The organism is Phytohabitans houttuyneae, from assembly GCF_011764425.1.
GTDB classification, from domain to species: Bacteria; Actinomycetota; Actinomycetes; order Mycobacteriales; family Micromonosporaceae; genus Phytohabitans; species Phytohabitans houttuyneae.
The window spans coordinates 159,436-185,749 of the sequence record NZ_BLPF01000003.1 but is presented as its reverse complement, the minus strand read 5'-3'; the positions used below and the strand labels follow the sequence as shown (position 1 = coordinate 185,749).

Sequence of the window (26,314 nt, the reverse complement as noted above, 5' to 3'; positions counted from 1 at the left end):
GGATGGACCTCCGTGAACGGGGTTGCGGCGAAGGCGTTTCCCGGGCCGGTCGCGCTGGCGGCGTGGATCGCGGTGACCGTGCCGCTTCCGCTGCTGTTCTTCGGGGCGACCCACCGCTGGGAGGAGGACCAGAGCGTCTCCTCGGCGCTCACCTGGCCCCTTGCCGCGCTGCCGGTGCTCGCCGCCACCGTCGCGGCCCGCTGGACCCGCCGCGCGACGCGGCGCGGCGCCCTCTCCGACCTCCTGGTGGCGCTCGGCGTCGCGACCGGCGTCGGCGCGCTCTTCCTCGCCGCGTCGCTGGCCTTCTACCGGTGGGTGATCCCGCTGGGCGGCGAGGCCGGCTGGGCCGGCGCGTGGTGGCTCGGCCTGCTGCTCGCGGCCGCCGGCGCCGCGGTGGGCCACATGGCCGGGCGCCGCGGCTCCGACCGGGCCGGCCGCTGGGCGCGGCCCTCGCTGCTGCTGGCGGCGGCGGTCGCCGTCGTGGGCGCGGTGCTCGCGCCGGTCACCGTCCGACTCGGTGCCGAGGACAGCACCATCCGGTACGACGAGGGCAGGTACGGCGGCGTCGGACCGGTGGCCGCCGCGCCGGGCCGGTCGGGGGTGCTCGCCCTTCCGGCGCCCGGCCGTTACGCGATCCTGGCGGTGGGCGATGCCCCGCGCCGCCCGACTGCCGGGTCACCGGGCCGGGCGGCGAGGAGGTGGCGCGGTCCGAGCCGGTCGGCATCCCGCCACGCGACTACGGCGGCGACTTCGCCTCCTACAGCTGGGTGGCCACATTCACCGTGCCCGCACCCGGCCGGTACACATTGGAATGTCGCAGCAGCGACGCGGAGGCCAACTACACGGTCGGCGACCTTCCCCAGATCCGCGGCGCGGTCGGCGCGCTCATCCACTGGCCGCCGCCGCTGATCTGGCTGCTCGGCACCGTCCCCGGCCTGTGGATCCTCGCGCACGCCCTCCCGCTGCGCCGCTCCCCGCACCCGCCCGCGAGCCGCGCGCCTGACTCCGCCGCGTCGCGCCGCGGATCCACCCACCCGGCGCGCGATACTGTCCCGCATGCTACCGACGATCGAACGCGGCGAGGACGACGAGTTCATCGCCCTCGTGGTCCGGGTGGACTACACCGATGACGCCGCCTGGCGCACGGTCGTCGACCGGCTCGACGGGGACGAAGACTGGACGGTGGACGCGCAGGTGGTCGACGACCCCGCGTACGCCGGGTCCACCGTGGACGAGGTGCTCGCCGCGGTCTCCGGCGACAAGATGCTGCGGGTGCTGTTCGTGGCGGACGCGGCCACCATGCGCGACCCGTACCCGCTGATCGCGGTCTCCACCCTCACCCGCGAGGCGTGCCTGGACGAGGAGCAGTTCGCGGAGGAGATGCGGTTCGGCCGCGAGTTCCGGCTGACCCCCGCCGCCGTGGCCGAGGTGCACGGCAACCTCGCGATCGCCAACATGGGCTTCGACGAGTTCGCCGAGGCCGCCGCCGGCGACCCGGAGCGCATCCACCGCGGCTTCGCCGCCGACTGACAGCCCGCGCTGGCGGGAAGGGCACCCTGGGCCACCCCTCCGGGGGTGAGCGGCGGCCCAGGGTGGTCTAGGCCCTGTTTCAAAAGGTTTGTCGAGGCGAGCCGGGATCCAGGCGGCGATCCGGCAAGTCGGGCGCAAGGTCGCATACCGGTGTTGTATGCGGCCTTACGCCCGGCGCCGCCGGTCGTCGTCTGGGCTCGGCGCAGCCCGGCAAGGATTTTGGAAACAGGGTCGGGGGACGGCCGAGTGCCCGGTACTCCCAGCCCGCGGCCCGCCACGCGGCCGCGTCGAGCGCGTGCCGGCCGTCGACGATGCGCGGGTGCGCGACCACGGCGGCGAGGGCGACCGGGTCGATCTCACGGAACTCGGCCCACTCGGTCAGCAGCACCACCACGTCGGCGCCGCGCGCCACGTCCATCGCACTGTCCCCATAGGACAGCTCGGGGTGCGTGCGCCGCGCGTTCTCCATCGCGGCCGGGTCGAAGACCCGCACGGCGGCGCCGGCCGCGTGCAGGGCCCTGGCCACGTCGAGGGCCGGCGCGTCGCGCACGTCGTCGGAGTTGGGCTTGAACGCGGCGCCGAGCGCGGCCACCCGCACCCCGGCCAGCTCGCCGCCCACCACCTCGCGCACCAGGTCGACGGTCCGCGCCCGGCGGCGCTTGTTGATGTCGTCGACCTCGCGCAGGAACGACACCGCCTGGCCCACGCCCAGCTCTTCGGCCCGGTGCAGGAAGGCGCGGATGTCCTTGGGCAGGCACCCGCCGCCGAAGCCCAGCCCCGGCTTGAGGAAGCGCCCGCCGATCCGGTCGTCGTACGCGAGGGCTTCGGCGAGGTCGCGCACGTCGGCGCCGGTACCCTCGCACACCTCGGCCATCGCGTTGATGTACGAGATCTTCGTGGCCAGGAACGCGTTGGCCGCCACCTTCACCAGCTCGGCGGTGGCCAGGTCGGTGACGACGGCGGGGTGCCCTGCGCGAGCACCGGCGCGTACGCCGCGCGCAGCCGCTCCTGCGCCCACGGCGACGCGACGCCGAAGACCAGCCGGTCGGGCCGCATGGTGTCGTCGACCGCGTACCCCTCGCGCAGGAACTCCGGGTTCCACGCCAGCTCGACCCGGTCGCCGGCCGGCGCGAGCCGCCGCACCATCTCGGTGAGCCGGGCGGCGGTGCCGATCGGCACGGTCGACTTGCCGACGACGAGCGCGCGGCGGTGCAGGTGGTGCGCGAGCTCCGTGACGGCCGCGTCCACGAAGCGCAGGTCGGCCGCGTACGAGCCGGGGCGCTGCGGCGTGCCCACGCACAGGAAGTGCACGTCGCCGAAGTCGCCCGCCTCCGCGTACGAGGTGGTGAACCGCAACCGTCCCGACTCCAGCGCCTTGACCAGCAGCTCGGGCAGGCCCGGCTCGAAGAACGGCACCTCGCCAGAGGCGAGCCGCGCCACCTTGGCACCGTCGACGTCGACGCCGAGCACCTCGTAGCCGAGCACGGCCATGCAGATGGCGTGCGTCGCGCCGAGGTATCCGGTGCCGATGACGGTCAGCCGGGGCATGCTGCGCTCCATGGCTGCCCAGGCTAGGAGCGGCGAACCCGCGGTCCACCGCCTCTGTCCGGTAGCTGACCGCCACTTCGGCCTGACGGCCCCGACCAGGTCAGCCGGTACGCGGCATCGCGCCCACCGCCTGGTTGAATGGCGCCGTGACGCGCGTATGTGTGGTCGGTGCCGGCGCTGTGGGTGGTTTGATCGGCGCACGGCTCGCCGCCAGTGGATGCACCACCGCCGCCCTGGCCCGCGGCCGCACGCTGGACGCGCTGCGCACCCACGGCTGGCGACTGCGCACCGCCGGCGGCGTGATCGGCGGCCCGGTCACCGCGAGTGACGACCCCTCGGCGCTCGGCCCGCAGGACGTGGTGCTGCTGACCGTCAAGGCGCACGCCCTGCCCGCGCTGGCGCCCACGCTCGCGCCGCTGCTCGGGCCGCGGACCACGGTCGTGCCGGCGATCAACGGGGTGCCGTGGTGGTTCTTCGACGGCGCCGGCGGCGAGTTCGACGGGCTGCGGCTGCGCGCGGTCGACCCGGACGGCACGGTCGCCGCCGCGATACCGACCGCGCGGGTGGTGGGCTGCGTCGTCCACCTCAGCGCCAGCGTCGAGGAGCCGGGCCTGGCCCGCCACCACGCCGGCGACAGCCTGATCCTCGGCGAGCCCGCGGGCGGCACCTCCGGCCGCCTGGAGGCGCTGGCCGCCGTCGTGGGCGAGGCCGGCTTCAACGTCACCGTCTCGACCCGCATCCAGCAGGACATCTGGTACAAGCTGTGGGGCAACATGACGATGAACCCGATCTCCGCCCTCACCGGCGCCACCGCCGACCGCATCCTCGACGACGAGCTTGTCAACGGCTTCGTGCGCGCGGTCATGGGCGAGGCGGCCGCGATCGGCGAGCGGATCGGCTGCCCGATCGCCCAGAGCGCCGAAGACCGCAACCAGGTGACGCGGCGGCTGGGCGCCTTCCGCACGTCGATGCTCCAGGACGCGGAGGCGGGCCGGCCGCTGGAGCTGGACGCGATGGTCACCGTGGTCCGGGAGATCGCCCAGGCCACCGGCACCCCGACGCCGCACATGGACGCCCTGCTCGGCCTCACCCGCCTGAACGCCCGTGTCCGCGGCCTCTACCCTAGAGACCTCGATTCGGCGCCGACTCCCCACGATCCGCGGCAGCGGTGCCGCGCGGGCCGGGGTTGCCGCCGCTCAGGTGCCACGGCAAGCGGCGGGCCCCGGCCCCGCTCTCATCCCCCGGAGAGGGAACCCTTCCTCAGCCGACCGCCGTGACCTGGCGGTGCTGGGCGATCAGGTTGGCGTACCGGTGGCCGCTGGCCTTGATCGTGCGGCGCTGGCTGTCGTAGTCGACATGTACGAGGCCGAAGCGCTTGTCGTACCCGTACGACCACTCGAAGTTGTCCAGCAGCGACCACACGTAGTAGCCGTCGATCGGCACGCCCTGCGCCGCCGCCGAGGCGCAGGCGTCGATGTGCTGCTCCAGGTAGTCGGTGCGCTCCTTGTCCTGGATCTCGCCGTCCGGGGTGAGCTCGTCCCGCCAGGCCGAGCCGCTCTCGGTCACGATGACGCGCGCCGGCCGGTAGGTCTCCGACACGTTGACGAGGATCTGCTCCAGGCCGGAGGGGTACATCTCCCAGCCCATCGCGGTCTCCATCGAGCCGGGCACCGGGATCTGCCGGGCGTACGGCGCGGGGCCCTCGGGGTCGTCCACGACGAGCTGGCGGAAGTAGTAGTTGAGCCCGAGGAACTCGGTCGGCGTGGCGATGAGGTCCAGGTCGCCGGGCTGGACGGGCGGCTCGTGGCCGTACGTCTCGACCATGTCGGCGGGGTACCCGCGGCCGTACAGCGGGTCGAGCCACCAGCGGTTGGTGTGCCCGTCGGCGCGGCGGGCGGCGGCGACGTCCTCGGGGCGTTCGCTGCCGGGCGCGCACGGGCTGGGGTTGAGCACGATGCCGACCTGCGGGGGTCGGGCCGCCGCCGCGCGGATCGCCTGGGTGGCCAGGCCGTGGCCGAGCAGCGTGTGGTGGCTGGCGCGCACGGCCTGGCCGAGGTCGCGTACGCCCGGCGCCATCCGCCCCTCCAGGTGGCCGATCCACGAGACGCACAGCGGCTCGTTGACCGTCACCCACTCGGTGACCCGGTCGCCGAGCGCGCCGGCGACCACGGTGGCGTAGTCGGCCAGCGCCTCGGCGGTCGCCCGCTCGGGCCAGCCGCCCTTGTCCTGCAACGCCTGCGGCAGGTCCCAGTGGTAGAGGGTGACCATCGGCTTGATGCCCGCTTCGAGGAGCCCGTCGACGAGCCGGTCGTAGAAGGCGAGGCCCGCGGCGTTGACCTGGCCGACCCCGTCGGGGATGACCCGCGGCCAGGCCACCGAGAAGCGGTACGCCTGGACGCCGAGCTTGCGCATCAGCGCGACGTCCTCCTCCCACCGGTGGTAGTGGTCGCAGGCGACGTCGCCGTTGTCCGCGTTGTCGATGGCACCGGGTACCCGGCTGAAGGTGTCCCAGATGGACGGTTTCCGGCCATCCTCTCCCACGGCGCCTTCGATCTGGTACGCCGCGGTGGCGACGCCCCAGGTGAAGTCGGGTGGCAGCTTCGACAGGTCGGGCACGGTGTGGTTCCCCTCTGGTAAAGAGTTCACTTAACAGCCCCGGCGGTCAGGCCGGCGACGAAGTAGCGCTGGAGCATCAGGAAGCCGGCGACCACGGGGATGCTCACGACCAGCGACGCGGCCATAACCTGGTTCCAGTAGACGTTGTACTGGGTCGCGTAGCCCTGCAGACCGACCGCGAGCGTGCGGCTGTTCTCGTCGGTCATCACGGAGGCGAAGAGCACCTCGCCCCAGGCGGTCATGAAGGCGTACACCGTCACGGCCACCACGCCGGGGACCGCCGTCGGCAGGATGACCTGAAACAGTGTCCTCATCGGACCCGCGCCGTCCACCTGTGCCGCCTCGTCGAGGCCGCGCGGGATCGAGTCGAAGTAGCCGACCAGCATCCAGATGGAGAAGGGCAGCGAGAAGGTCAGGTACGTGATGATGAGGCCGGTGCGGCTGGCGTAGAGCTCGATGCCGGTGGCGTTGCCGAGGTTGACGTAGATGAGGAAGAGCGGGAGCAGGAAGAGGATCCCGGGGAACATCTGCGTCGACAGCACGGTCACCGAGAAGATCTGGCGGCCGCGGAAGCGGTACCGGCTGACGGCGAACGCGGCGAAGATGGCGATGGCCACGGAGATGAGCGCGGCCACGCTGGAGACCAGCAGGCTGTTGAGCAGGTACCGGCCGAGCGGCACCGTGCTCCACATGTCGATGAACGCCTGGAAGCTCGGCCGCGACGGTATCCACGTGAACGGGCCCTGCACGTCGCGCAGCGGCTTGAGCGCCGAGCTGACCATCACGTAGAGCGGGGTGATCGTGAACAATGTGAGCAGGGTCAGCACGACCCGCCGCGACCAGCGCTCCGCGGTCGTCTCACGCATGTTCCCTCCTCCGGTTGGTGACCAGCAGGTACGCCGCCGTCACGAGCAGCAGGAAGAGCAGCAGCGCCACCGACATCGCGGATCCCTGGCCGAAGTTCCAGGTGATGAACGAGCTGCGGTAGATGTGGATGGAGATGAGGTCGGCCTGTTCCGGCGCGGACCCTCCGAAGAGGACGAACGGCGTGTTGAAGTCGTTGAACGTCCACAGGAACAGCACCAGGATCAGCACCTGGTTGACCGGCCGCAGCATCGGCAGCGTCACGTCCTTGAGGCGGCGCCAGAAGCCGGCGCCGTCGATCGCGGCGGCCTCGTACATCTCGGTCGGCACGTTCTGCAGGCCGGCCATGATGCACAGGAACGCGAACGGCCACGACCGCCACACCGACACGACCAGCAGGGCCCAGAAGCTGTTGCCGCCGATCAGCCAGAAGGGGCGGTCGTCGGCGAGGCCGGTCGTGGTGAGCAGCTCGTTGAGCAGGCCGGTGTCGCGCTGGTAGATGAAGGTCCAGGTGATGACGGCCGCGTAGACGGGCAGCGCGTACGGGGTGAGGAAGAGGGTCCGCAGCAGTGACCGCCCGGGGAACGGCCGCTGCAGGAACACGCCGGCGAAGAGCCCGAACAGCCACGACAGGCCGACGGAGAACGTCGTGTACAGCACGGTCACCCAGAACGAGTGCAGCAGCTCCTCGCCGACCGGGCCGTTGATGTCCAATGTGGCCCGGTAGTTGTCCAGCCCGGCGAACGGGGCCGCCGACCAGTTGCGGATCTGGAACTGGGTCAGCTCCAGCAGGCTCATCCACACGCCCACCACCATCGGGATGACGTGGACGAGCAGTTCGAGCGCGATGGCCGGGAGCAGGAGCAGGTACGGCAGCTTGGAGCGGGGCAGCCGGGGCTTTTTCTTGCGGCCGGCGCCGGGTGTGGACGGCTCGGCCCGGACCGGAGCCGTCGTGGTGGTCACCATCGTGGTCCTCTCAAGGATGGGCCGTGGAGGGGTCGGCGTTCCCCTCCACGGCCACGCTGTGTCCTCCCGGACTGGCCGCCGCGTCGCGTGGCCGCGACGTGGCGGCCAGCCTCAAGGAGCAGTTGACGTGCTCAGCTGCCCATCTGCTGCTGGGCGTTGCTGAGCTTCTCCTTGATGGCTTGCTCGGTGACCGGCTTGCCGCTGGCCGCGTCCGCGAACAGCTCCTTCATCGCGGTACCCACGAGGGTCTCGAACTTGCTCTCCTCCGCGACCTGGGGCAGCGGGGCGGCGCTGGTGGCGAGCACCTGGGCGAGCACCTTCTGCTCCTCGGCCTGGAACGCCGCGTCCGAGGCGACGGTGGTGACCGACGGCAGCGAGCCGTAGGTCTTGTTGAGCTGGACCTGCTCGGCGTCGCTGGTCATGAACTTGACGAACTGCAGCGCGGCGTCCTTGTCCTTGGTGTGCTTGAACACCGCGATGTTGATGCCGGCCACCATGCTGTTGACCTTCTTGCCGCCGGCCGGGGCGGTGGCCGGGAACGGCACGGGCGCGACGCCGTACGCGTCGGCCGCCATGCCCTGCGCCTTGAACGCGTTGCCGGCCGCCTGCCACAGCAGCATGGCCGCCTTGCCGTTGGCGAAGTCGGCGACCGACTGGTTCTGCGCGTACTCGGCGTTGCTCGGGTTGACGATCTTGTCAACGGCCATGAAGTCGATGTACCGCTTGACCGCCGCCACGTTCTGCGGGGTGTCGAAGGTCGGCTTGCCGGAGGCGTCGAACCACTCGCCGCCCCACTGCTGGCCGAACGCGAAGGCGTGGTGCGCGTTTTCCGAAGGGTTGGCGCCCTCGACCGCGAGGCCCCACTGCTGGCCCTTGGTCAGCTTCTTGCCGACCTCGATCAGCTCTTCCCAGGTCGTCGGCGGCGCGGTGACGCCGGCGTCGGCGAACATCTTCTTGTTGTAGTACAGCGCGTACGCGAGGCTGTACAGCGGAACGGCGGTCGGCGGCTGGCCGGGTGCGCCCGCGGCGGCCAGCGCGGCCGGCACGAAGCGGTCCTTGCCGCCGACGGAGTTGAGCGTGGCGTCGTCGAAGGGGACGAAGGCGCCGGTCGCCTGCAGCGACGCCGACCAGGTGTTGCCGATGTTGACCACGTCCGGGCCCTTGCCGGAGGTGGCCGCGGCGAGCAGCCGGTTGAGCAGGTCGGACCAGGGCACGACCTCAACGTTGACCTTGATGCCGGTCTGCTGCTCGAACTTGTCCAGCTCGGGCTGGAGCGTCTGCTTGTCGAAGTCGATGCTGGCGCCCTGGTTGCTGGCCCAGTAGGTGAGCGTCTTGGCACCGCCGCCCGAACCACTGTCCGAGTCGTCGCCACACGCGGTAATCGAAGCGGCCAGCATCACAGCCGCGGCAGTCATAGCTAACAGTCGTCGAGACACGATCTGCCCTTCTGGCGTGGGTATTACATCAGGGCTTAAATTACGTCGTCATTAAAGTGACTTTGCGGTGCGGCGTCAAGGGATCGCTCTCACGATGCTGGCCGCGGGCGCGAGAGCCTTACAGTTATCTGCCGGTAGGCGGGTTGATCGAGGTGGTGCATGAGCGGGAGCCGTGAGGCTACGGACCTTGACCACGACGGCGGACGAGCGCCGAGCGGCGGAGCGAGGTAGGCATGAGCGGGAGCCGTGAGGCTACGGACCTTGACCACGACGGCGGACGAGCGCCGAGCGGCGGAGCGAGGTAGGCATGAGCGGGAGCCGTGAGGCTACGGACCTTGACCACGACGGCGGACGAGCGCCGAGCGGCGGAGCGAGGTAGGCATGGCCCTGGAACGGACGACGAACCGCACGGTGCGGCTGCGGAACCGGGCGGCGCTGCTGTCGAAGCTCTTCCTGGAGGGTCCGCTGACCCGCCAGGACCTGGCCCGCGACACCGGGCTGAGCCAGCCCGCGGTCAGCAACGTGGTCGCCGACCTGATCGCGGCCGGCCTGGTGGTGGACGCCGGCGCACTGGAGTCCGACGGCGGCCGGCCGAGCATGAGCCTGCGCGTGGCGCCCCGGTTCGCGCTGGTCGCGGGCGTGGACGTCGGCGAGACCCGGGTGCGGGTGGAGCTGTTCGACCTGTCCATGGCGCTGCTGGCCAGCGCCGACTACCCGATCGACGCGACCCGCCCGCCCGGGGCGATCGGCGAGCCGGGAGTGGCCGGCGAGCGGGGCGAGCCCGCCCAGCAGAGCCCCGACCCGGCCACGGTGGTGCGGCACATCGTCGCGGGCCTCTCGGCCGTGACCGAGCGGGCCGGCGTTTCCCGCACCGACCTGCTCGGCGTGGGTGTGGGCGTCTCCGGCGTGGTCGTGCAGGACTCCGAGGCGGTCGTGTACGCGCAGACGCTCGGCTGGGACGGCGTGCCCCTCGAGCGGATGATCCGGGCCGAGGTCGACGTCCCGCTCTACATCGACAACGGCGCCAAGACGCAGGGTCAGGCCGAGATGTGGTTCGGCGCCGGGCGGGGCGCGCGGCACGCGGTGTTCGCGCTGGTCGGCTCGGGTGTCGGCGCCACGGTGGTCAGCAACGGCGCGACCTACCGCGGGGTGGCCAGCAGCGCCGGCGAGTGGGGCCACACCACGCTCGTGTACGGCGGCCGGGACTGCCGTTGCGGCGCCCGCGGCTGCCTGGAGGCGTACGTCGGCGCGGAGGGCATCATCGAGCGCTACCGGGAGGCGCGGCGGGGTCGCGCGGTGCCCGGCGTGGACGAGGAGTCGCAGATCAACGCGCTGCTGGCGGCCGCCGACCGCTCCGAGACCGCCCAACGGGTGCTCGAGGAGACGGCCGGCTACCTGGGCGCCGGCGTGGCCAACCTGATCAACCTGTTCAACCCCGAGCGGGTGGTGCTGGGTGGCTGGGCCGGCCTGGCGCTGGGCCCCCGACTGCTGCCCGCGATCCGCGCGGCGGCGGCCGCCCAGGCACTGCGCAAGCCCTTCGAGCAGGCCACCATCGAGCTGGGCCAGCTCGGTGTGGACGCGGTGGCGCTGGGCGCGGCGACGCTTCCGGTGGCCCACCTGCTGACGGCCGGCGGCGTCCGCGCTGACAACGTCGTCACCGCGGCTGCGGTCTGATCTTCCGCCACTTCCGGCATTCAGGATATATAACGTTGTAATAAATTGATGTCTTGACGTGGATGTGACCCGGGCGCAACACTCGGGCCCGAGCGAGAGCGCTCTCCCCCACCCCACGGCAATGTCCCGGTTTCGGCGTCCGGGCCCCACCCCACGGACAGGCAGGGTCATGATTTTTCGTGGTTTCCCGTCCCGTACTCCCCTTCGCCGGATCAGACGTCGGCCGCTCATCCTCACCGTCGTCGCGGCGGTCGTGCTCGCCCTGATACCGCTCGGCGCGATCCCGTTCGCCAGCGCCGCGCCGACGCTCATCTCGCAGGGCAAGCCGGTAACCGCCTCGTCGAGCGAGTCCGCCGCCTACCCGGCGTCCGCGGTCGTCGACGGAAACACCGGCACCCGCTGGGCTTCCGCGTTCAGCGATCCACAGTGGATCCAGATCGACCTGGGCACGACGGCGACGATCAGCCAGGTCGTGCTGCGCTGGGAGGCGGCGTACGCGTCGGCGTACCAGATCCAGACCTCCGGCAACGGCACCACCTGGACGAACATCTACTCGACGACCACCTCGACCGGCGGCACCCAGACGCTCAACGTGACCGGCACCGGCCGGTACGTGCGGATGAACGGCACCGCCCGCGCCACGGCCTGGGGCTACTCGCTGTGGGAGTTCGAGGTGATCGGTGAGTTCGGCGGCCAGCCGAACGCGTGCGGTACCGCCAACGCGGCCGCCGGTCGCCCCGCGACCGCCTCCTCCACCGAGTCCGCCACCGCCTACCCCGCGTCCGCCGCGGTCGACGGAAACACCGGCACCCGCTGGGCCTCGGCCTTCAGCGATCCACAGTGGATCCAGGTGGACCTGGGCACCAGCCAGTCGATCTGCCAGGTGGTGCTGCAGTGGGAGGCGGCGTACGCGACGGCGTACCAGATCCAGACCTCCGCCAACGGCACCAGCTGGACCACCATCTACTCCACGACCACCTCGACCGGCGGCACCCAGACGCTCGACGTGAGCGGCACCGGCCGGTACGTGCGGGTGAACGGCACCGCCCGCGCCACCGCATACGGGTACTCGCTCTGGGAGCTGCAGGTCCGCACCGGCACCACCTCGACCCCGCCGACCACGCCGCCCACCACGGGCCCGGTCGACCCGGTCGAGCCGACCGACCCGCGCAACCCCAACTTCGGGCCGAACACGTTCGTCTTCGACCCCTCCACACCCACCTCGACCATCCAAAGTCGACTGAACACCATCTTCGCGCAGCAGGAGACGGCGCAGTTCGCGCCCAACCGGTACGCGGTGCTGTTCAAGCCCGGCAACTACACGGCCGACGTCAACCTCGGCTTCTTCACCCAGGTCGCCGGCCTCGGCATGTCGCCGGACGACACCAACCTCAACGGCCACGTGCGCGCCGAGGCGTTCTGGATGGGCGGCAACGCCACCCAGAACTTCTGGCGCTCGGCCGAAAACCTCTCCGTCACGCTGCCCGCCGGCACCATCGTGGAACGCTGGGCGGTCTCCCAGGCCGCGCCGTACCGCCGCATGCACCTGCGCGGCGCCGGCAACCAGATCCAGCTCTGGAACGGCGGCGACGGCTGGTCCTCCGGCGGCTTCATCGCCGACACCAAGGTGGACGGTCAGGTCGTCTCCGGTTCGCAGCAGCAGTGGTACTCGCGCAACAGCGAGTTCGGCAGCTGGAACGGCGGCGTGTGGAACATGGTGTTCCAGGGCGTGTCCGGCGCGCCGGCGGCCAACTACCCGAACCCGCCGCACACCGTCATCGGCACCACGCCGGTGGTCCGCGAGAAGCCGTTCCTGTACATCGACGGCACCGGTGAGTACCGGGTGTTCGTGCCCGCGCTGCGCACCAACTCCTCCGGCACCACCTGGTTCAACAAGACGCCGGCCGGCTCGTCGATCTCGCTGAGCCAGTTCTACGTGGTCCGCCCCGGCACCACCGCGGCGACCATCAACAACGCGCTCGCCGCCGGGCGGCACCTGCTGTTCACGCCGGGCCTCTACCAGACCGACCAGCCCATCCGGATCACCCGCCCCGACACGGTGGTGCTCGGCCTCGGCCTCGCCACGATCCGGCCCACCAACGGCTCGACGGCCATCTCGGTCGCCGACGTCGACGGCGTGAAGGTCGCCGGCCTCATGATCGAGGCGGGCACCGTCAACACCAACACGCTCATGGAGGTCGGCCCGGCCGGGTCGTCGGCGAGCCACGCCGCCAACCCGACGTCGCTGCACGACGTGTTCTTCCGCATCGGCGGCGCGGTCGCCGGCAAGGCCACCAACTCGCTCGTGGTCAACAGCGACAACGTGATCGGCGACCACATGTGGCTGTGGCGCGCCGACCACGGTGACGGCGTCGGCTGGACCGTCAACCCGGCCGACACCGGGCTCGTCGTCAACGGCGACAACGTCACCATGTACGGCCTGTTCGTCGAGCACTACCAGAAGTACGAGGTCATCTGGAACGGCAACGGCGGCCGCACGTACTTCTTCCAGAACGAGAAGCCGTACGACCCGCCGAACCAGGCCGCGTGGATGAACGGCAGCACGCGAGGGTACGCCGCGTACAAGGTGGCGAGCGGCGTCACCACGCACGAGGCGTGGGGCGTGGGCAGCTACTGCTACTTCAACGTCAACCCCGCGGTGGTCAACGAGCGCTCGTTCGAGGTACCGGACACGCCCGGCGTGCGTTTCCACAACCTGGTGACGATCTCGCTGGGCGGCGTCGGCACGATCAACCGCATCATCAACAACAGCGGCGGTACCGCCAACACGGCGACCCAGCGGCAGACCCTGAACAACTACCCGTAAGTCCCTTGTAGACCGCAGTTTCCCCACGAAGAGACCGTGGCCACGGACCGCCTCCGCGACGGGCGGCCCGTGGCCACGGTCCGTTAAAGTCCGATCATGAACGTGCCGGACCGGCTCCGGTGGGCGGTCGAGCGGCTGGACGTGGCACCCACCGACCACGTGCTGGAGATCGGCTGCGGCCCCGGCGTGGCGGCGGACCTCGTCTGCCAACGCCTCGACGGCGGCCACCTGCTCGCCATCGACCGCTCACCGGTCGCCATCGACCGCGCCACGCGGCGCAACGCCGCGCACATCACCGCCGGCCGGGCCGACTTCCGCGACACCGCGCTGGAGGAGCTGGCCACCGACGAGCGCTTCGACACCGCGTTCGCCGTCAACGTCAACCTCTTCTGGACCCGCTCCCCCGCGCACGAGCTCGCCCTGATCCGCGGCCTGCTGCGCCCGGGCGGCGCGCTGCACCTGTGCTACGAGCCGCCCGACCCGGCCCGCCTCACCGACCTCGCCGCGACGCTCCAGGCCGCGCTGACCGCGCACGGCTTCCACCCCACGACCACCACCGGCGCCCGCTTCCTCGACGTCAGCGCCACCCCCGCCTGAGCCCACCACACCCGTCACGCGTGGGACGGCAGCGGCCCCAGCCGGGCGGCGACCCGCTCGCGAAGCATCTGGTACTCCCTGAGCCGGCGGGGTGGCGGGCCGGGCGGGCGGGCCACCGGGCGCGCCCCGACCACCTGCTGCCCGTCGACGAACTGTGACCGCGTCAGGTCCAGCTCGACGCCGCTCGCCAGCCTGTTCCACCAGTGGTAGCCGTGCTGCTCGGCACCGTGCCACACCTCGCCGAGCATGAGCTCGCCGCCGAGCAGGTCGTGCAGGACGAGCGCGGTGACGTCGCAGTGGCCCCAGGCCGGGTTGTCCGGGTGCCAGGGGCTGCGGGCCACGTCGTCCGGCGAGCAGGTGTCGGCGGACCAGCTGGCGCGCAGGGCCGCCTCGATCTCGCCGAGGGTCCAGACAGTCACCGCGCGAGTATGCCCGCCCCCTACGACAGAACCGCCGCGTAGACCTCGATCTCCACGCGCAGCGAGGGGTGCAGCAGCGCGGAGACGGCCACGAGGGTGGCGGCGGGCCGGACGTCGCCGAACGCCTCGCGGTGGGCGCGGGCGACGAGCTCGGTGTCGGCGATGTCGGTCACGTACGTCACCGTGCGCACCACGTCCGCCAGCTCCGCACCCGCCTCACGCAGCGCCGCCTCGATGATCGAGATGGCCGCGCGCGCCTGCTCGTACGCGTCCTCGCCCGGCGCGGTCGTCCCCGCCACGTGGATGTGGTCGCCGACCCGCACCGCGCGGCTGTACCCGTACACGCCCTCGAAGTCGCTGCCCGAGCTGATGTTGATTCGCTGCACGGCTACACCGTAGGCGACCGGCCGCGGATACGCTGCTCGCGTGGGTGACGGTGGGTACGACCTCGACAGGTTCGTGCGCGCGCAGGAGCCGGTCTACGCCGGCGTGCTCGCCGAGCTGCGCGCCGGGCGCAAGCGCGGGCACTGGATGTGGTTCGTGTTTCCGCAGGTCGCCGGCCTGGGCCAGAGCGAGACCGCACGCTACTACGCAATCTCCTCGCGCGAGGAGGCCGCCGCCTACCTGGCGCATCCGGTGCTCGGTCCCCGCCTGGCCGAGTGCACCGGGCTGGTACTCGCCGTGGAGGGGCGGTCGGCCGCCGACTTCCTCGGCTACCCCGACGACCTGAAGCTGCGCTCCTCGATGACGCTCTTCGCCGAGGTCGCGCCCGACCCGGCGCCCTACCGGGCCGTGCTGGACCGCTACTTCGACGGCGCCGCCGACGACCGGACGCTGGCCCTGCTCACCCGCGACGCCTGAGGGATCCCGCGCGGGCCGACCGGCTCACTCCAGGCGCAGCAGCATGCGGCCGCCGTACGCCAAGGCGGCCACCGAGCCGGCCAGGAGCAGCACGCCCCACACGGCCGGCGGGAGCAGGGTGAGTCGGCGCAGCTCGTCGTGGTCGGAGCCCTTCTTGGCGTAGACGCCGCCGCGCATCACCAGCAGGCTCTGCTCGACCGCGGCGATCAGCAGGAACCAGGCCCACACGTGCGCCAGCAGCGCCTGGGTGGGTGGCTCGGTGTAGAGAGCGACGAGGAACACGAGCACGACCAGCGCGGGCACCACCAGCCAGCCGACCGGGCCGCGCACGACGAACAGCATGACGACCAGGAAACCGAGGCTGGCCCAGAAGACGGCCGCGCTGTAGCCGCGCACCGCGAGCCACGCGGCGCCCAGCCCGAACGCGGAAGGGCCCAGGTGCCCCATCATCGTGACCGGCACGTCGACGAGCCACGGCAGCTTGCCGCCGAACGTGGTGGCCGCCTCGCCGCTGCGCTCCAGGCGGATGCTCACCACCTTCTGCGCGAACAGGCGGCCGACCAGAGCGTGCCCGCCCTCGTGGGCGACCGTCGCCGCGAACTTCGTCACCATGAACATCGGCACCGCGCCCACCCAGGCGATCACCGCGGCCAGCACCGCGACGCGCGCGGGGTCGGCGGCGGTCGCGGCGGCGGCGAGGGGCACGGGCGCCACGGTCCCACCGCCGCGGGAAAGGTCACCATCGGCGAAACGGCCGGCACCGACTTAATCGGTTGTCGACCCGACCGCGGCCTGCTGAACTAGTCGGCGACCGCCCGAACGAGCGAAAGGGAGCCCCGCGATGCGTGCAGCGTGCATGTCCGTCCAGAAGGGAGTCGTCACCTACGTGAAGGACATCACGCGTGAGCATGTTGAACCTGGGGATCCTGGCCCATGTCGACGCCGGTAAGACAAGCCTGACCGAGCGGCTGCTCTACGCCGCCGGCGTGATCGACGAGATCGGCAGCGTCGACGCGGGCAGCACACAGACCGACTCGATGGCGCTCGAACGCCAGCGCGGCATCACGATCAAGTCGGCCGTCGTGTCGTTCGCGATCGGCGACGTCACCGTCAACCTGATCGACACGCCCGGCCACCCCGACTTCATCGCCGAGGTGGAGCGGGTACTCGGCGTGCTCGACGGCGCGGTGCTCGTCGTCTCCGCCGTCGAAGGCGTGCAGGCGCAGACCCGCGTGCTGATGCGCACGCTGCGCCGCCTGCGGATACCCACCATCCTGTTCGTCAACAAGATCGACCGGACCGGCGCCCGCTACGCGGACCTGCTGGCCGCCGTCGCCGACAAGCTCACCCCCGACGCGGTACCCATGGGGTCCGTCACCGCGATCGGCACGCGCGACGCCGCGTTCGTGGAGCGTCCGGACGACCCGGCACTCGTCGACGTGCTCACCCGGCACGACGACGCGCTGCTGGCCGCCTACGTGGCGGACGAGGGCGCGGCCACGCCGCACCGGCTGCGGGCCGATCTCGCGGCAGCGACGCGACGGGCGAGCGTGTACCCCGTCTTCTTCGGCTCGGCGATCACGGGTGCCGGCGTACCCCCTCTCATGAAAGGGATCGCGGACCTGCTGCCGGCCGCGGCCGGTGACCCCGGCGGGACCCTGTCCGGCACGGTGTTCAAAGTGGAGCGTGGCGCGGGCGGCGAGAAGGTCGCGTACGTACGCCTCTTCTCCGGCACCGTCCACACGCGAGACCGCCTGATGGTGCGCGGCGACGACAGCAAGGTCACCGCGATCGGCGTGTTCGACCGCGGCGGCACCGTGCGCGCCGACGAGGTGTCCGCCGGCCGCATCGGCAAGCTGTGGGGCCTCGGCGCGGTGCGCATCGGCGACCCGATCGGCGAACCGCGCGCTGGCGCCACGCACCACTTCGCGCCGCCGTCGCTGGAGACCGTCGTCGTGCCGGCGCACCCGGCAGACAAGGGCGCGCTGCACGCGGCGCTCACCCAGCTCGCCGAGCAGGACCCGCTGATCAACCTGCGCCAGGACGCGATCCGCCAGGAGATGTCGGTCTCGCTCTACGGCGAGGTGCAGAAGGAGGTCATCCAGGCGACGCTCGCCGGCGACTACGGCGTGTCGGCCACCTTCCGGGAGAGCACCTCCATCTGCGTCGAACGGCCGGAGGGCAGCGGCGCGGCCGTCGAGTTCATGGGCAAGGACGGCAACCCCTTCCTGGCCACCGTCGGGCTGCGGGTCGACCCGGCACCGGCCGGCAGCGGCGTCGGCTACCGGCTGGAGGTGGAGCTGGGGTCGATGCCGTACGCGTTCATGAAGGCGGTCGAGGACACCGTCCGCGAGACCCTGGAGCAGGGCCTGCGCGGCTGGCGGGTCACCGACTGCGTGGTGACGATGACCCACTCGGGGTACGCGCCGCGGCAGAGCCACGCGCACGCCACCTTCGACAAGAGCATGTCCAGCACCGGCTTCGACTTCCGCGGCCTCACCCCGCTGGTGCTCATGGCGGCGCTCACCCGCGCGGGCACGGTCGTGCACGAGCCGCTGCACCGGTTCCGGCTGGAGTTTCCGGTGCCGTGCTTCGGCGCCCTCCTGCCGGTGCTGGTGCGGCTCGGCGGCGTGCCCCGCCGGCACGACCTGCACGGCGGCGGGGACGCCGGATGGCGCCAGCTTCCCGGGGCCTCCAGCGGGCACAGCTCGCTCGGCGTGCTGGAGGGCGACATTCCGGCGGCGCGGGTGCACGAGCTCCAGCAGCGGCTGCCCGGCCTCACCCAGGGCGAGGGCGTGCTGGAGAGCGCGTTCGACCACTACGCGCCGGTGCGGGGGCCGGCGCCGGCCCGCGAGCGGTGGGACGCCAACCCGCTGGACCGGAAGGAGTACCTGCTGCGCGTGCTCCGCCGCGTGCCGTGAATCATGGGGTCATGGAGTTCGGAGTTGGCATCTTCCCCACGTACGACGGCATGAAGCCGGGTGACGTGGCCCGGTTCGTCGAGGAGCGCGGCCAGGACGCGCTGTACTTCGCCGAGCACACCCACATCCCCGCCACGGAGACCGACCGCGCGCCCGGCAAGCCGCTGCCGTCGAAGTACTGGAAAACGTACGACCTGTTCGTCGCGCTCACCGCCGCCGCGGCGGCGACCACGCGGCTGCGCGTGGCCAGCGGCATCTGCCTCGTCATCGAGCGCGACCCCATCACCACCGCCAAGGAGGTGGCGAGCGTCGACCACCTCTCCGGCGGGCGGCTCGAGTTTGGCGTGGGCGCCGGCTGGAACCGCACCGAGATGCTCCACCACGGCACCGACCCCCGCGTCCGCATGCGCGTGCTGCGCGAGCGGGTCGAGGCCATGAAGACAATCTGGACGAACGACGAGGCCAGCTACTCCGGCCGCTACGTCAACTTCGAGCGCATCTGGTCCTGGCCCAAGCCCGCCCAGCGGCCCCACCCGCCCATCCTCGTCGGCGGCAGCGGCCCGACGGTGCTCGACCGGGTCCTGACGTTCGGCGACGCGTGGTTCCCCAACTACTGGCCCGGCGTCTACGACCGCATCGCCGAACTGCGCGCGCGTGCCGACCGCCCCGTCGAGGTCCAGATGATGAGCGTCCCCGCCGACCCCAAGATCTTCGAACGCCTCCGCGAGGCCGGCGTCCGCCGCGTCGCCCAGTGGCTCCCCTCCGGCCCCCGGTGGCGGGTCGAGCAGGCCCTGGAAACGTGGGAGCGCGCGATCGCCGAGTACCACCCGGAGTGACGGCCGTGTTCCTCTCACTGGTGACGCTCATCGTCCGCGACTACGACGAGGCGATCGCGTTCTTCGTCGACCTGCTCGGCTTCGAGTTAGCGGAGGACTCCCCGTCGCAGACCAACGACGGCCGCCCCAAGCGCTGGGTCGTGGTCCGCCCGCCGGGCGCGCAGACGGGCCTGCTGCTGGCCCGCGCCGACGGCCCCGACCAGGAAGCGGCCGTGGGCGCGCAGATGGCCGGGCGCGTCGGCTTCTTCCTGCGGGTGGACGACTTCGACGCGGTGTACGACCGGCTGGTGGCGGCGGGCACGACCTTCGTGCGCCAGCCGACCGACCAACCTAGGTTTGGTGGGTCGCGGGCGTGCCGTCGGACGGGTCGCGACCGGTCAGGCTAGCGGGCGGGTGGCGCGGCGGCCCAGTGCCAGCAGCGCGCCCGCCGCCACCAGGCCGACCCCCGCGGCGGTGGCGGCCTTGGGCAGCCACGGCGGGATGTCGAGAAACACGGTGATGCCCAGGATGCGGGACAGGCCCCACGGCAGCAGCGCCATCTGGTCGTTCCACACGGTCAGCGCGCGCTCCAGGCCCACGCCGGTGACCACGCCGCCGAACGCCGCGACCGGCACGCCGCCGGCCACCAGCACCCGGGCCGTCGCGTGGCGGGCGCTCAGGCCGTAGCCGCCGCGCAGTGCGTGGTAGGCGGCGACGAACACCCACAGGAACGCGGCGAACGCGACCGCGATGTAGGCGCCGCGGGCCGTCGGGTCGGTCCAGAAGTTGAACCAGTAGCGGCCCGGGCCCCGCGTGGCCGTGCCCACCTCCAGGATCAGCGTGCGCAGCGTGGCCGCTCCCCGAGTGCGGCCCACAGCGCGTACGGGTCGGCGCCGCCGAGCAGCAGGCGGAGCGCGACCGCGAAGAGCAGCCACGAGCCCAGGGTCACGGTCAGGTGGGCGGGTGAGGCGAACCAGGTGTACGCGGCGCGGCTCAGCACCAGCGCGAGCGCCGGCAGCGCCCAGACGAGCACCCGGTCGGCGGCCGTCGGCGGGGTGGCAGTCCGCCGACCCGCCACGGCCGCGTCATGCCCACCCACAGCGCGCGCAGGGCGGCGAGGCCGGGGAACCGCCGCCCGCGCCAGAACGCGCCGACCAGGACCGCCGCGATGAGGAGCGCGAGCAGCGCGCGGGCCAGCCAGGCCATCGCCCGGTCGCGTTCGGCGTGGGACAGGCCGATGTCCGCGGCCGGGAAGCGGAAGGCGGGCAGGTCGACGTCGTCGCCGTACCGCGCGACGTGCGCGTCGCGGGCCTCGACGTAGCGGGCGCGGGCCGACTCCCACGCGGCGCGGGCGTCCGGGTCGCCGGTGTCGAGCCACTGCGCGTACCGCAGGAACATCGTGCGGTAGGCGCCGAGGGTTTCGAACAAGTTCAACTGGAAGTCGAGGGTGTCCACGAACCGCTGCCGCAGCGCGGGGTCGCGCCACGTCGCGGGGTCGGTGGCGGCAATCCGCTCGCGCATCCGGCGGGAGACCTCGACCGCCTCGCCGCCCTCGCGGATCGCCTCGTCCAGGCGGTCCCGGCTCACCGAGTAGATGCTGTCGAGCACCGCGCTGTCGCCGGTCACGATGTCCCACTCGAAGATCCACATCATCGGCGGCGGGTGGACGCCGAGCGCCTTGACCGTGCGGTTGGCGTACGGTCCGATGTAGAGGCCCTTCGTCACCGCCTGGCGGGACAGGGCCATCACCTCGCCGATCGCGGCCACCGTCGCCGGGTCGGCGGAGAACGTCTGCCGCGCCCAGTCGGCGGTCACGCGTGCCGGGTCGGCGTCCGGGTCCCAGGCGAGGCGCGCGGCGGAGTAGACGTTGAGGTCGTACAGCTGCCAGAAGCCCTCGCGCAGGTAGAGCGTGCGCGGGCCGGCGCGCAGCGGCCCGCCGCCCTGCGTCCACGTCCACACGCCCTCGACCTGCGGGTTGGCGGCCAGGAACCGGCGCAGCGCGGCGCCGTGCAGCGTGCCGAGGTCGTTGGGGAGCGCGCCGAAGACCTCGAACTCGCGCCGCGCCTGGAACTCGACGATCCGCCGCTGCGTACCCATCTCGAGCGTGTGGTTGAACGGGAGGTGGCTGTAGTAGTCGCCGAGGCAGTACTTGGTGGAGACGATGAGGTACGGGTCGTCGATGCCGCCCAGCACCTCCTGGTACGACTCGGCGTCGATGTGCATCTCGCCGACCGCGCCGACCCCGATGCTCCAGGTGCGGAAGATGATGTCGCGGCCGCCCTCGCCGGCCACGTCGAGGAGGGCGCGGAGCATGGTCCGCACGGCGGCCGGCGTCTTGACCGCGATCTCCGACGTGTAGTCCCACCCGGGGAAGCTGTAGATGTCGCCGCCCTCGCCGATGCGCACCATCAGTCCCGCCGCGTACGGCAGTGAGGCGAAGAACTCGCGCAGCCCGGCCTGGTAGACGCTCCACAGTCGAGCGTCCTCGGTGTCCATGCCGCCGGGCAGGCGCCGCAGGTGATCGCGCAGCGGCGGGGAGATGGCGAGCATGTCGGTCATGAAGTAGACCTTCATGCCCAGGTCCGCCGCGTACCGCCAGACCGGCCCGAAGTGCTCCACCATCGCGCGGGCGCGGGCCACGTGCGGGTCGCCGCCGGGGTAGACGCCGAGGCCGTCGAACGTGACGTACTCCAGGAAGCCCTGCACGACGATGCCGTTGTACCCCTGGGCGAGCGAGTGGTCGACAAGCTGGCGGTACTGCGCGGAGATCTGCCCGACCGCGGCGGCGTCCACATAGGGCGGTCCACTGAGGACGGCCGGGCCGACGACGTCGGTGTTGAGCGAGTAGTCGTCGCTGCCCGCCCAGCCGGCCGGGTCGGCGTCGATGCCCACCGCGCCCGAGTCGACGAGCCGCAGCCCCAGCCTCGGCGCGACGACCCGGCCGTCGTCGCCGGGCGGCAGGACGGGCGCGCCGGAGCGGACCCGGTCGGCGAGCGTGTAGAGCCCGGCGGCGGCGCCCGCCGGGGTGGCCGCCTCGACGCGCAGCCCGGCGCCGTCGCGCGACAGCCGGAAGCCCTCGCCGCTCGGGCCGTCCCCACCCGGCGCCGTGCCAGCCCTCGGCGGCGCCTCCGTACCCGGCGGCGTCGTGGGGCCTGGCGGCGTCGTGGGGCCCGGCGGCGTCGTGGGGCCCGGCGGCGTCGTGGGGCCGGGCGAGGTCGAAGGGGTGGGCGACGCGGGGTCGGGCGAGGTCGCGGGGCCGAGCGCCGCGGGCGCGCTCAGGGTGACCCGGACGGTGGGGCCGTCGCCGCCGGACGTGCCGACCGCCGGACGCGCGCCGCCGCGCTGCTCCACGGCCGTGGCGAGCGCGGTCGCGGCCAGCTCGATCCGCTTGTCGGCGGGAGTCTCGACGCGGGCGAACGCGGGCGCCGGCTCCATGTCGCGGGGCGGCGCCGGCGTGAGCTCCTCGGGTGGCACGCCGGCCGGGGTGAAGCTCAGCCCGAGCGCCTTGTCGACCTGCCAGGCGATGGCCGCGCCGACGCCCAGCAGCACGAGCGCGGTGGCGCCGGCTATCCACGGGCGCGCGGCCAACCCCCGAACCAGGGACACGCGGCCATCCTACGGTTCGATCACGCCGCGATCCGGCTCACGCCAGCAGGCGGTCGAGGAACGGGTTGGTGAACACCCGGTGCGGGTCGAGCGCGTCGAGCACGCCGACCGCGGCGTCCCACGTGGGGTCGGGGCCTTGGCGGTACGAGTCCGGCACGGTGCCGGTGACGAACGGGACGTCCGCCCACGCCGCGTCGCTCGTGTACCCCCAGCCTTTCGACCACTCGGCACGCGCTGCCGCGTACCCCTGGTAGTTGGCGAAGAAGAACTGCTCCATCTCGCGGTAGAAGGCGTGCGCGCCGGGCGCGGTCGGGAACGTCAGCACGTCGAACCACACCACCACGTCCCAGTCCGGGTGGTCGGCGCGCGGCCGGGCGGCGGACAGCGCCGGTGGCGCCGCGCCGGGCACACCGCAGTCGGCGGCCCGGTCCACGCCGCCGACCCGGATCTCCACCTGGCCGGTGACCGGGTAGAGCCCGCGCGCCTGGTACGCCGCCACCGAACGCTCGTGGTACACGGCGAACTCGTGTACCACCCGCTGGATCGAGGCGCGGCTCGTGTGCACGGCGTACCCGTTCGCCGTCTCCCGCAGCGTTGTCGGCTTGACGTACAGCAGCAGGTTCTTCGATCGGCCCCACAGGTCGGTGGCGAGCGTGGCGGTCAGGCCGGTGGCCGCCACCGTGTACTGCAGCTGGCCGAACGTGGGTGTGAGCGCCCACTCCCCCGCGAGCAGCCGCTCGGCGAGGTCCGACACCGCCTCGGGCACGTTGTCGGAGAACGGGTAGTTGTAGGGCGCGACGACCGGGCGGGAGGTGAGCGGCCGCTGCGGGCTGACGCTCCACACCTTCACCCAGGGTTTGGTGGTGTTGGTGAACCAGATCGCCTCCACCCGGCCGCCCTGGTCGACGTAGCGGGCGTACGTGCGGCCGGGCGTGCCGGGCGGCCCGAAGAGCTCGCTCACCGGTACGTCCACATGGGACACGCAGCGCAGGTTGTGGTCGGCCCCCACCCGCAGCACCGCCTCGGTGATGAACGCCCTGCCGACATGGGTGAGCAGCGCCGGACCCTCGGGGTCGGTGCGGTTGAACGTGTTCAACACATAGCGGCCGGCTGATGGGTCCCAGACGACGGCCGTGAGCGACAGGATCAGGTTGCTGAGCGTGCCGTACGTGTGGCCGGGAGCGAGCGTCTCGCCGGCGGCGGGCACCGACGTGCCGTGGCCGTTGATGGCGAGCACGCCGCCGACGCTGAGGTCGCCCGGCGCGGGTGTGTTGGTGACGCCGAGGCCACCGGCTTCCAGGAAGGCGTACAGGTCGTCCATCGACGCGCCGGCCTGCACGCGCACCACCGGGCCGGGCTCCACCGACATCGCGGTGAGGTGGCGGGTGGTGTCGACGAGCAGCACTTGGTCGGCGGGGGCGGTCGCCTCGGTGACGGTCAGCGGTGCCCAGCCGTGCCGGTACCCGCGCGGCCGCACCTTCCAGCCGGCGCCGTGCGCCCAGTTGACGACGGTGACGACCTCGCCGGGCGTACGCGGGACGCAGGTCCACAGGCTGGCGACGCGGATCTCGCCGGCCCAGTTCTCGTACACCTCGCGGTGCACGTCGACACCGGCCGGAAAGCCCGGTGGCGGGTCGTCGCGGAGCACGCCGGTGGGGAACCAGGCGACGCCGGCCGCGGCGGCTGACGCACGGAGCAGGTCACGACGGGTCAGTTCGGCCATGGTGGACAGTGTGGGCACGCACCCCGTACCCCCGCCGGGTGAGTGCCCGCTTCGGACCGGTTGGCGCCGTCTCGCAGGAACGCGCTACTTCGCCGCGAGCACGTCCACGACGAAGCGCAGCGGGCCGCCCGGCTGGCCGCCCTGCGGGTTGTCGCCGTACGCCAGGTCGGCCGGGATGTCCAGCTGGACGCGGCTGCCCACGGTCACGCCGACCAGGCCCTGGTCCCAGCCGGGGATGACGTTGCCCGAGCCGAGCGGGAAGGGGAACGCCTCCGAACGGTTCCACGAGGCGTCGAAGACCTCGCCGGTGGCGTAGCAGGCGCCGACGTAGTTGACCGTGATGTTCTGCCCCGCCTTGGTCGCCGCGCCCTTGCCCTTGATGATCGGGGTGACGACGAGCTTGTCGACCGTGCCGCTGCCCGGCTCGACCTGCGGCCGGGTCTTGAGCGCCGGGTCGGCGCCCGCGGGCACCGGCGGGAAGCCCGCGACCTCCTGCGGCGTGGGTGCCGGCTGCCCCGCGCACGCGGGCGCGGCCGCCGCGCTGGGGCTGGGGGCGACGCTGGCGGTGGTGGTGAGGGCCGGCGAGCCGACGTCTTCGCCGTCGCCGCCGTCGCGCACGACGAAGAAGACCGTGACCAGGACCGCGATGACGGCGAGACCCGCACCGGCGCCCGCGAGCGCCTGGTTGCGCTTCTTCACCTGGGCCGCGCGCGCCGCGGCCGCTTTGGCAGCCGCCCGCCGCTCCTGCTTGGCCGTCCTCTGCTCCGCCACCACGCCTCCTCCATCGGGCAAGACTCCGACACCTTACCGGCACGACCTGGGCCGCTCCCGAGGGGTTCGGCCCGGTCGATACCGCGCCGCCCCGGTCAGCGGGACAGGACCCTCGCGTAAACGGTCCCGAGACCGCGGCCCGTCGATGCCGCGCCGCCCGGTCAGCGGGACAGGACCCTCGTGTAGACGGACTCGAGCTCGCGGACGACAGCGGCCTGGTCGTAGCGGGCGATCTTCGAACGGGCGTCGCTCCTCGCCCCGGAGCCGAGCACCTCGGCCGCGGCCGCCACCAGGGCGGAGACCAGCTCACGGTCGGAGGCGGGGTCGGGAAACGGGACCACGGCGGACGGGGTCACGCCGGCGAGCACCTCGCTGGCGTCGCCCACGTCGGCGCTGACCACCGGCAGGCCCATCGCGGCGGCCTCTTTGACGATCAGGGGGCCGCTCTCCGTGCCCTGGCGGGAGGTGACCAGAAGCAGGTCGGCCGCGGCGAACTTGGGGACCACGTCGGCGCGGACCTGGCCGGGCGCGGGCAGGATCAGCTCGCGGACCGGCAGCCCGCGTTCCGCCAGGCCGGCCAGGACGGCGGTGAAGATGTCGTACCGCTTGACCGCGTTGTCCGGGGCGGCGCCGAAGAGCACGACGAGGTCGTCGGGCTTGAAGCCGAGCCGCTCGCGGGCGGCGGCGCGCTCGTCGGGCCGCAGCGGGGTGAAGAGGTCGAAGTCGATGCCGTTCGGCACGACCACGCCAGCCGGGTCACCCGCCGCCTCCACGAGGCGCTTCGAGGGGTACACGCGGGCGGCCGGGCGGCCGGCGGTGAGGCGGGTGATGCGGGCCTGCCACGGCTCGTTGATGTCGCTGCCGTAGAGCGAGAGCACGCGGGGCACGCGGCCGACGAGCCGGGACGAGAGCGACGTCAGTCCATAGTGGACGTGTACCAGGTCGTAGCGGGCGGACCGGGCGCGGCGGCGCACCCGCGGGGCGGCCAGGAGGTAGTCCTTGGCGCCGCGGGACTGCGCCACCACCTCCACGTCGACGTCGTGGCCGAGCTTGCGGAGACCCTCCACCTGCTCGGCCACGAACACGCCACGGAAGCTGCCCGGCGTCGGCCACAGGTTCGTGACGGCCAGGATGCGCATC

Annotated in this window: 23 protein-coding genes and 1 pseudogene; 10 read left to right on the top strand and 14 right to left on the bottom strand. The window is 72.5% G+C overall.

The annotated features are described in order from the left end of the window. Positions 1–12 precede the first annotated feature (12 nt). Together Phou_RS35830 and Phou_RS35825 are read left to right on the top strand one after the other, a co-directional pair. A complete protein-coding gene (locus Phou_RS35830; protein ID WP_173065481.1) occupies positions 13–909 on the top strand; it encodes a hypothetical protein in 897 nt (298 codons plus the stop codon). Positions 910–1,056: 147 nt separating this feature from the next. Continuing rightward, a complete protein-coding gene (locus Phou_RS35825; RefSeq protein WP_173065478.1) occupies positions 1,057–1,530 on the top strand; it encodes a DUF6924 domain-containing protein in 474 nt (157 codons plus the stop codon). A 235-nt stretch (positions 1,531–1,765) separates the two neighbouring features. Here Phou_RS35825 and Phou_RS35820 read toward each other — a convergent pair. Beyond that, positions 1,766–3,090: pseudogene (locus tag Phou_RS35820) on the bottom strand (UDP-glucose dehydrogenase family protein); the annotation flags it as partial. Between the two features lie 134 nt (positions 3,091–3,224). Here Phou_RS35820 and Phou_RS35815 point away from each other — a divergent pair. Further along, positions 3,225–4,355, top strand: a complete 1,131-nt coding sequence (locus tag Phou_RS35815; protein WP_173065475.1) for a 2-dehydropantoate 2-reductase — start codon at positions 3,225–3,227, stop codon at positions 4,353–4,355. On the opposite strand, the gene Phou_RS35810 is transcribed toward Phou_RS35815, so the two are convergent. From Phou_RS35810 to Phou_RS35795, 4 genes are all read right to left on the bottom strand, one after another. Further along, a complete protein-coding gene (locus Phou_RS35810; RefSeq protein ID WP_173065472.1) occupies positions 4,339–5,694 on the bottom strand; it encodes a GH1 family beta-glucosidase in 1,356 nt (451 codons plus the stop codon). The genes Phou_RS35815 and Phou_RS35810 overlap by 17 nt on opposite strands. A 26-nt stretch (positions 5,695–5,720) precedes the next feature. Further along, positions 5,721–6,560 carry a carbohydrate ABC transporter permease gene (locus tag Phou_RS35805; RefSeq protein ID WP_173065469.1) on the bottom strand — a complete coding sequence of 280 codons (840 nt, stop codon included), beginning with the start codon at positions 6,558–6,560 and terminating at the stop codon, positions 5,721–5,723. Further along, complete coding sequence (locus tag Phou_RS35800) at positions 6,553–7,524, bottom strand: carbohydrate ABC transporter permease (protein ID WP_173065466.1); 972 nt, start codon at positions 7,522–7,524, stop codon at positions 6,553–6,555. Before Phou_RS35800 ends, Phou_RS35805 begins: the two co-directional genes overlap by 8 nt. Positions 7,525–7,655: 131 nt before the next feature. Beyond that, positions 7,656–8,939, bottom strand: coding sequence for an ABC transporter substrate-binding protein (locus Phou_RS35795; protein WP_173065463.1), 1,284 nt, complete (start codon positions 8,937–8,939; stop codon positions 7,656–7,658). 402 nt (positions 8,940–9,341) lie between these two features. Between Phou_RS35795 and Phou_RS35790 the strand changes: the two genes are divergently transcribed. The 3 genes from Phou_RS35790 (at position 9,342) to Phou_RS35780 (ending at position 14,058) form a co-directional block, all read left to right on the top strand. Further along, the gene (locus Phou_RS35790; protein ID WP_173065460.1) at positions 9,342–10,634 is read left to right on the top strand and encodes an ROK family transcriptional regulator; all 1,293 of its coding nucleotides are present in this window, start codon (positions 9,342–9,344) and stop codon (positions 10,632–10,634) included. 169 nt (positions 10,635–10,803) lie between these two features. Beyond that, on the top strand, positions 10,804–13,461 hold the full coding sequence (locus Phou_RS35785; protein WP_178134996.1) for a discoidin domain-containing protein: 2,658 nt from the start codon (positions 10,804–10,806) through the stop codon (positions 13,459–13,461). A 96-nt stretch (positions 13,462–13,557) separates the two neighbouring features. Continuing rightward, the gene (locus Phou_RS35780; RefSeq protein WP_173065454.1) at positions 13,558–14,058 is read left to right on the top strand and encodes a class I SAM-dependent methyltransferase; all 501 of its coding nucleotides are present in this window, start codon (positions 13,558–13,560) and stop codon (positions 14,056–14,058) included. A gap of 14 nt (positions 14,059–14,072) precedes the next feature. Here Phou_RS35780 and Phou_RS35775 read toward each other — a convergent pair whose 3' ends face one another. After that, entirely contained in the window at positions 14,073–14,477 is a 405-nt protein-coding gene (locus Phou_RS35775) for a YunG family protein (RefSeq protein ID WP_173065451.1), read from the bottom strand. 20 nt (positions 14,478–14,497) lie between these two features. Beyond that, positions 14,498–14,863 carry a RidA family protein gene (locus Phou_RS35770; protein ID WP_246274122.1) on the bottom strand — a complete coding sequence of 122 codons (366 nt, stop codon included), beginning with the start codon at positions 14,861–14,863 and terminating at the stop codon, positions 14,498–14,500. Positions 14,864–14,903: 40 nt separating this feature from the next. On the opposite strand from Phou_RS35770, the gene Phou_RS35765 reads away from it, so the two are divergent. Further along, the gene (locus Phou_RS35765) at positions 14,904–15,338 is read left to right on the top strand and encodes a DUF1810 domain-containing protein (RefSeq protein ID WP_173065448.1); all 435 of its coding nucleotides are present in this window, start codon (positions 14,904–14,906) and stop codon (positions 15,336–15,338) included. Between the two features lie 24 nt (positions 15,339–15,362). Here Phou_RS35765 and Phou_RS35760 read toward each other — a convergent pair whose 3' ends face one another. Continuing rightward, a complete protein-coding gene (locus tag Phou_RS35760; protein ID WP_173065445.1) occupies positions 15,363–16,052 on the bottom strand; it encodes a M50 family metallopeptidase in 690 nt (229 codons plus the stop codon). A 194-nt stretch (positions 16,053–16,246) separates the two neighbouring features. On the opposite strand from Phou_RS35760, the gene Phou_RS35755 reads away from it, so the two are divergent. From Phou_RS35755 to Phou_RS35745, 3 genes are read left to right on the top strand one after another with little or no spacing between them, the layout of a single operon-like run. After that, positions 16,247–18,259, top strand: a complete 2,013-nt coding sequence (locus Phou_RS35755) for an elongation factor G (protein ID WP_246274395.1) — start codon at positions 16,247–16,249, stop codon at positions 18,257–18,259. An 11-nt stretch (positions 18,260–18,270) separates the two neighbouring features. Beyond that, entirely contained in the window at positions 18,271–19,095 is an 825-nt protein-coding gene (locus tag Phou_RS35750) for a TIGR03619 family F420-dependent LLM class oxidoreductase (protein ID WP_173065438.1), read from the top strand. 5 nt (positions 19,096–19,100) lie between these two features. Continuing rightward, positions 19,101–19,481 (top strand): VOC family protein, encoded by a 381-nt coding sequence (locus Phou_RS35745; protein WP_173065435.1) that lies wholly within the window; start codon positions 19,101–19,103, stop codon positions 19,479–19,481. Here the strand turns inward: Phou_RS35745 and Phou_RS35740 are convergent. From Phou_RS35740 to Phou_RS35715, 6 genes are all read right to left on the bottom strand, one after another. Continuing rightward, a complete protein-coding gene (locus tag Phou_RS35740; RefSeq protein ID WP_173065431.1) occupies positions 19,473–19,949 on the bottom strand; it encodes a hypothetical protein in 477 nt (158 codons plus the stop codon). The two genes, Phou_RS35745 and Phou_RS35740, sit on opposite strands and share 9 nt — an antisense overlap. Further along, complete coding sequence (locus tag Phou_RS35735) at positions 19,910–20,107, bottom strand: hypothetical protein (RefSeq protein WP_173065428.1); 198 nt, start codon at positions 20,105–20,107, stop codon at positions 19,910–19,912. Before Phou_RS35735 ends, Phou_RS35740 begins: the two co-directional genes overlap by 40 nt. Further along, on the bottom strand, positions 20,068–22,680 hold the full coding sequence (locus tag Phou_RS35730; protein WP_173065425.1) for a hypothetical protein: 2,613 nt from the start codon (positions 22,678–22,680) through the stop codon (positions 20,068–20,070). Before Phou_RS35730 ends, Phou_RS35735 begins: the two co-directional genes overlap by 40 nt. A gap of 37 nt (positions 22,681–22,717) precedes the next feature. Continuing rightward, positions 22,718–24,403, bottom strand: a complete 1,686-nt coding sequence (locus Phou_RS35725) for a cholesterol oxidase substrate-binding domain-containing protein (protein ID WP_173065421.1) — start codon at positions 24,401–24,403, stop codon at positions 22,718–22,720. Positions 24,404–24,487: 84 nt separating this feature from the next. Beyond that, entirely contained in the window at positions 24,488–25,174 is a 687-nt protein-coding gene (locus tag Phou_RS35720) for an FKBP-type peptidyl-prolyl cis-trans isomerase (RefSeq protein WP_173065418.1), read from the bottom strand. Between the two features lie 161 nt (positions 25,175–25,335). Next, positions 25,336–26,313: a glycosyltransferase family 4 protein gene (locus Phou_RS35715; RefSeq protein WP_173065415.1), complete on the bottom strand. Its 978-nt coding sequence runs from the start codon at positions 26,311–26,313 to the stop codon at positions 25,336–25,338. Position 26,314: the final 1 nt, after the last annotated feature.

Bases quoted from the DNA above. Each gene is read 5' to 3' on its own strand.
- Phou_RS35825 (WP_173065478.1), top strand. From the start codon at position 1,057: ATGCTACCGACGATCGAACGCGGCGAGGACGACGAGTTCATCGCCCTC.
- Phou_RS35805 (WP_173065469.1), bottom strand. From the start codon at position 6,560: ATGCGTGAGACGACCGCGGAGCGCTGGTCGCGGCGGGTCGTGCTGACC.
- Phou_RS35800 (WP_173065466.1), bottom strand. From the start codon at position 7,524: ATGGTGACCACCACGACGGCTCCGGTCCGGGCCGAGCCGTCCACACCC.
- Phou_RS35795 (WP_173065463.1), bottom strand. From the start codon at position 8,939: ATGACTGCCGCGGCTGTGATGCTGGCCGCTTCGATTACCGCGTGTGGC.
- Phou_RS35790 (WP_173065460.1), top strand. From the start codon at position 9,342: ATGGCCCTGGAACGGACGACGAACCGCACGGTGCGGCTGCGGAACCGG.
- Phou_RS35785 (WP_178134996.1), top strand. From the start codon at position 10,804: ATGATTTTTCGTGGTTTCCCGTCCCGTACTCCCCTTCGCCGGATCAGA.
- Phou_RS35780 (WP_173065454.1), top strand. From the start codon at position 13,558: ATGAACGTGCCGGACCGGCTCCGGTGGGCGGTCGAGCGGCTGGACGTG.
- Phou_RS35755 (WP_246274395.1), top strand. From the start codon at position 16,247: ATGTTGAACCTGGGGATCCTGGCCCATGTCGACGCCGGTAAGACAAGC.
- Phou_RS35750 (WP_173065438.1), top strand. From the start codon at position 18,271: ATGGAGTTCGGAGTTGGCATCTTCCCCACGTACGACGGCATGAAGCCG.
- Phou_RS35725 (WP_173065421.1), bottom strand. From the start codon at position 24,403: ATGGCCGAACTGACCCGTCGTGACCTGCTCCGTGCGTCAGCCGCCGCG.
- Phou_RS35715 (WP_173065415.1), bottom strand. From the start codon at position 26,313: ATGCGCATCCTGGCCGTCACGAACCTGTGGCCGACGCCGGGCAGCTTC.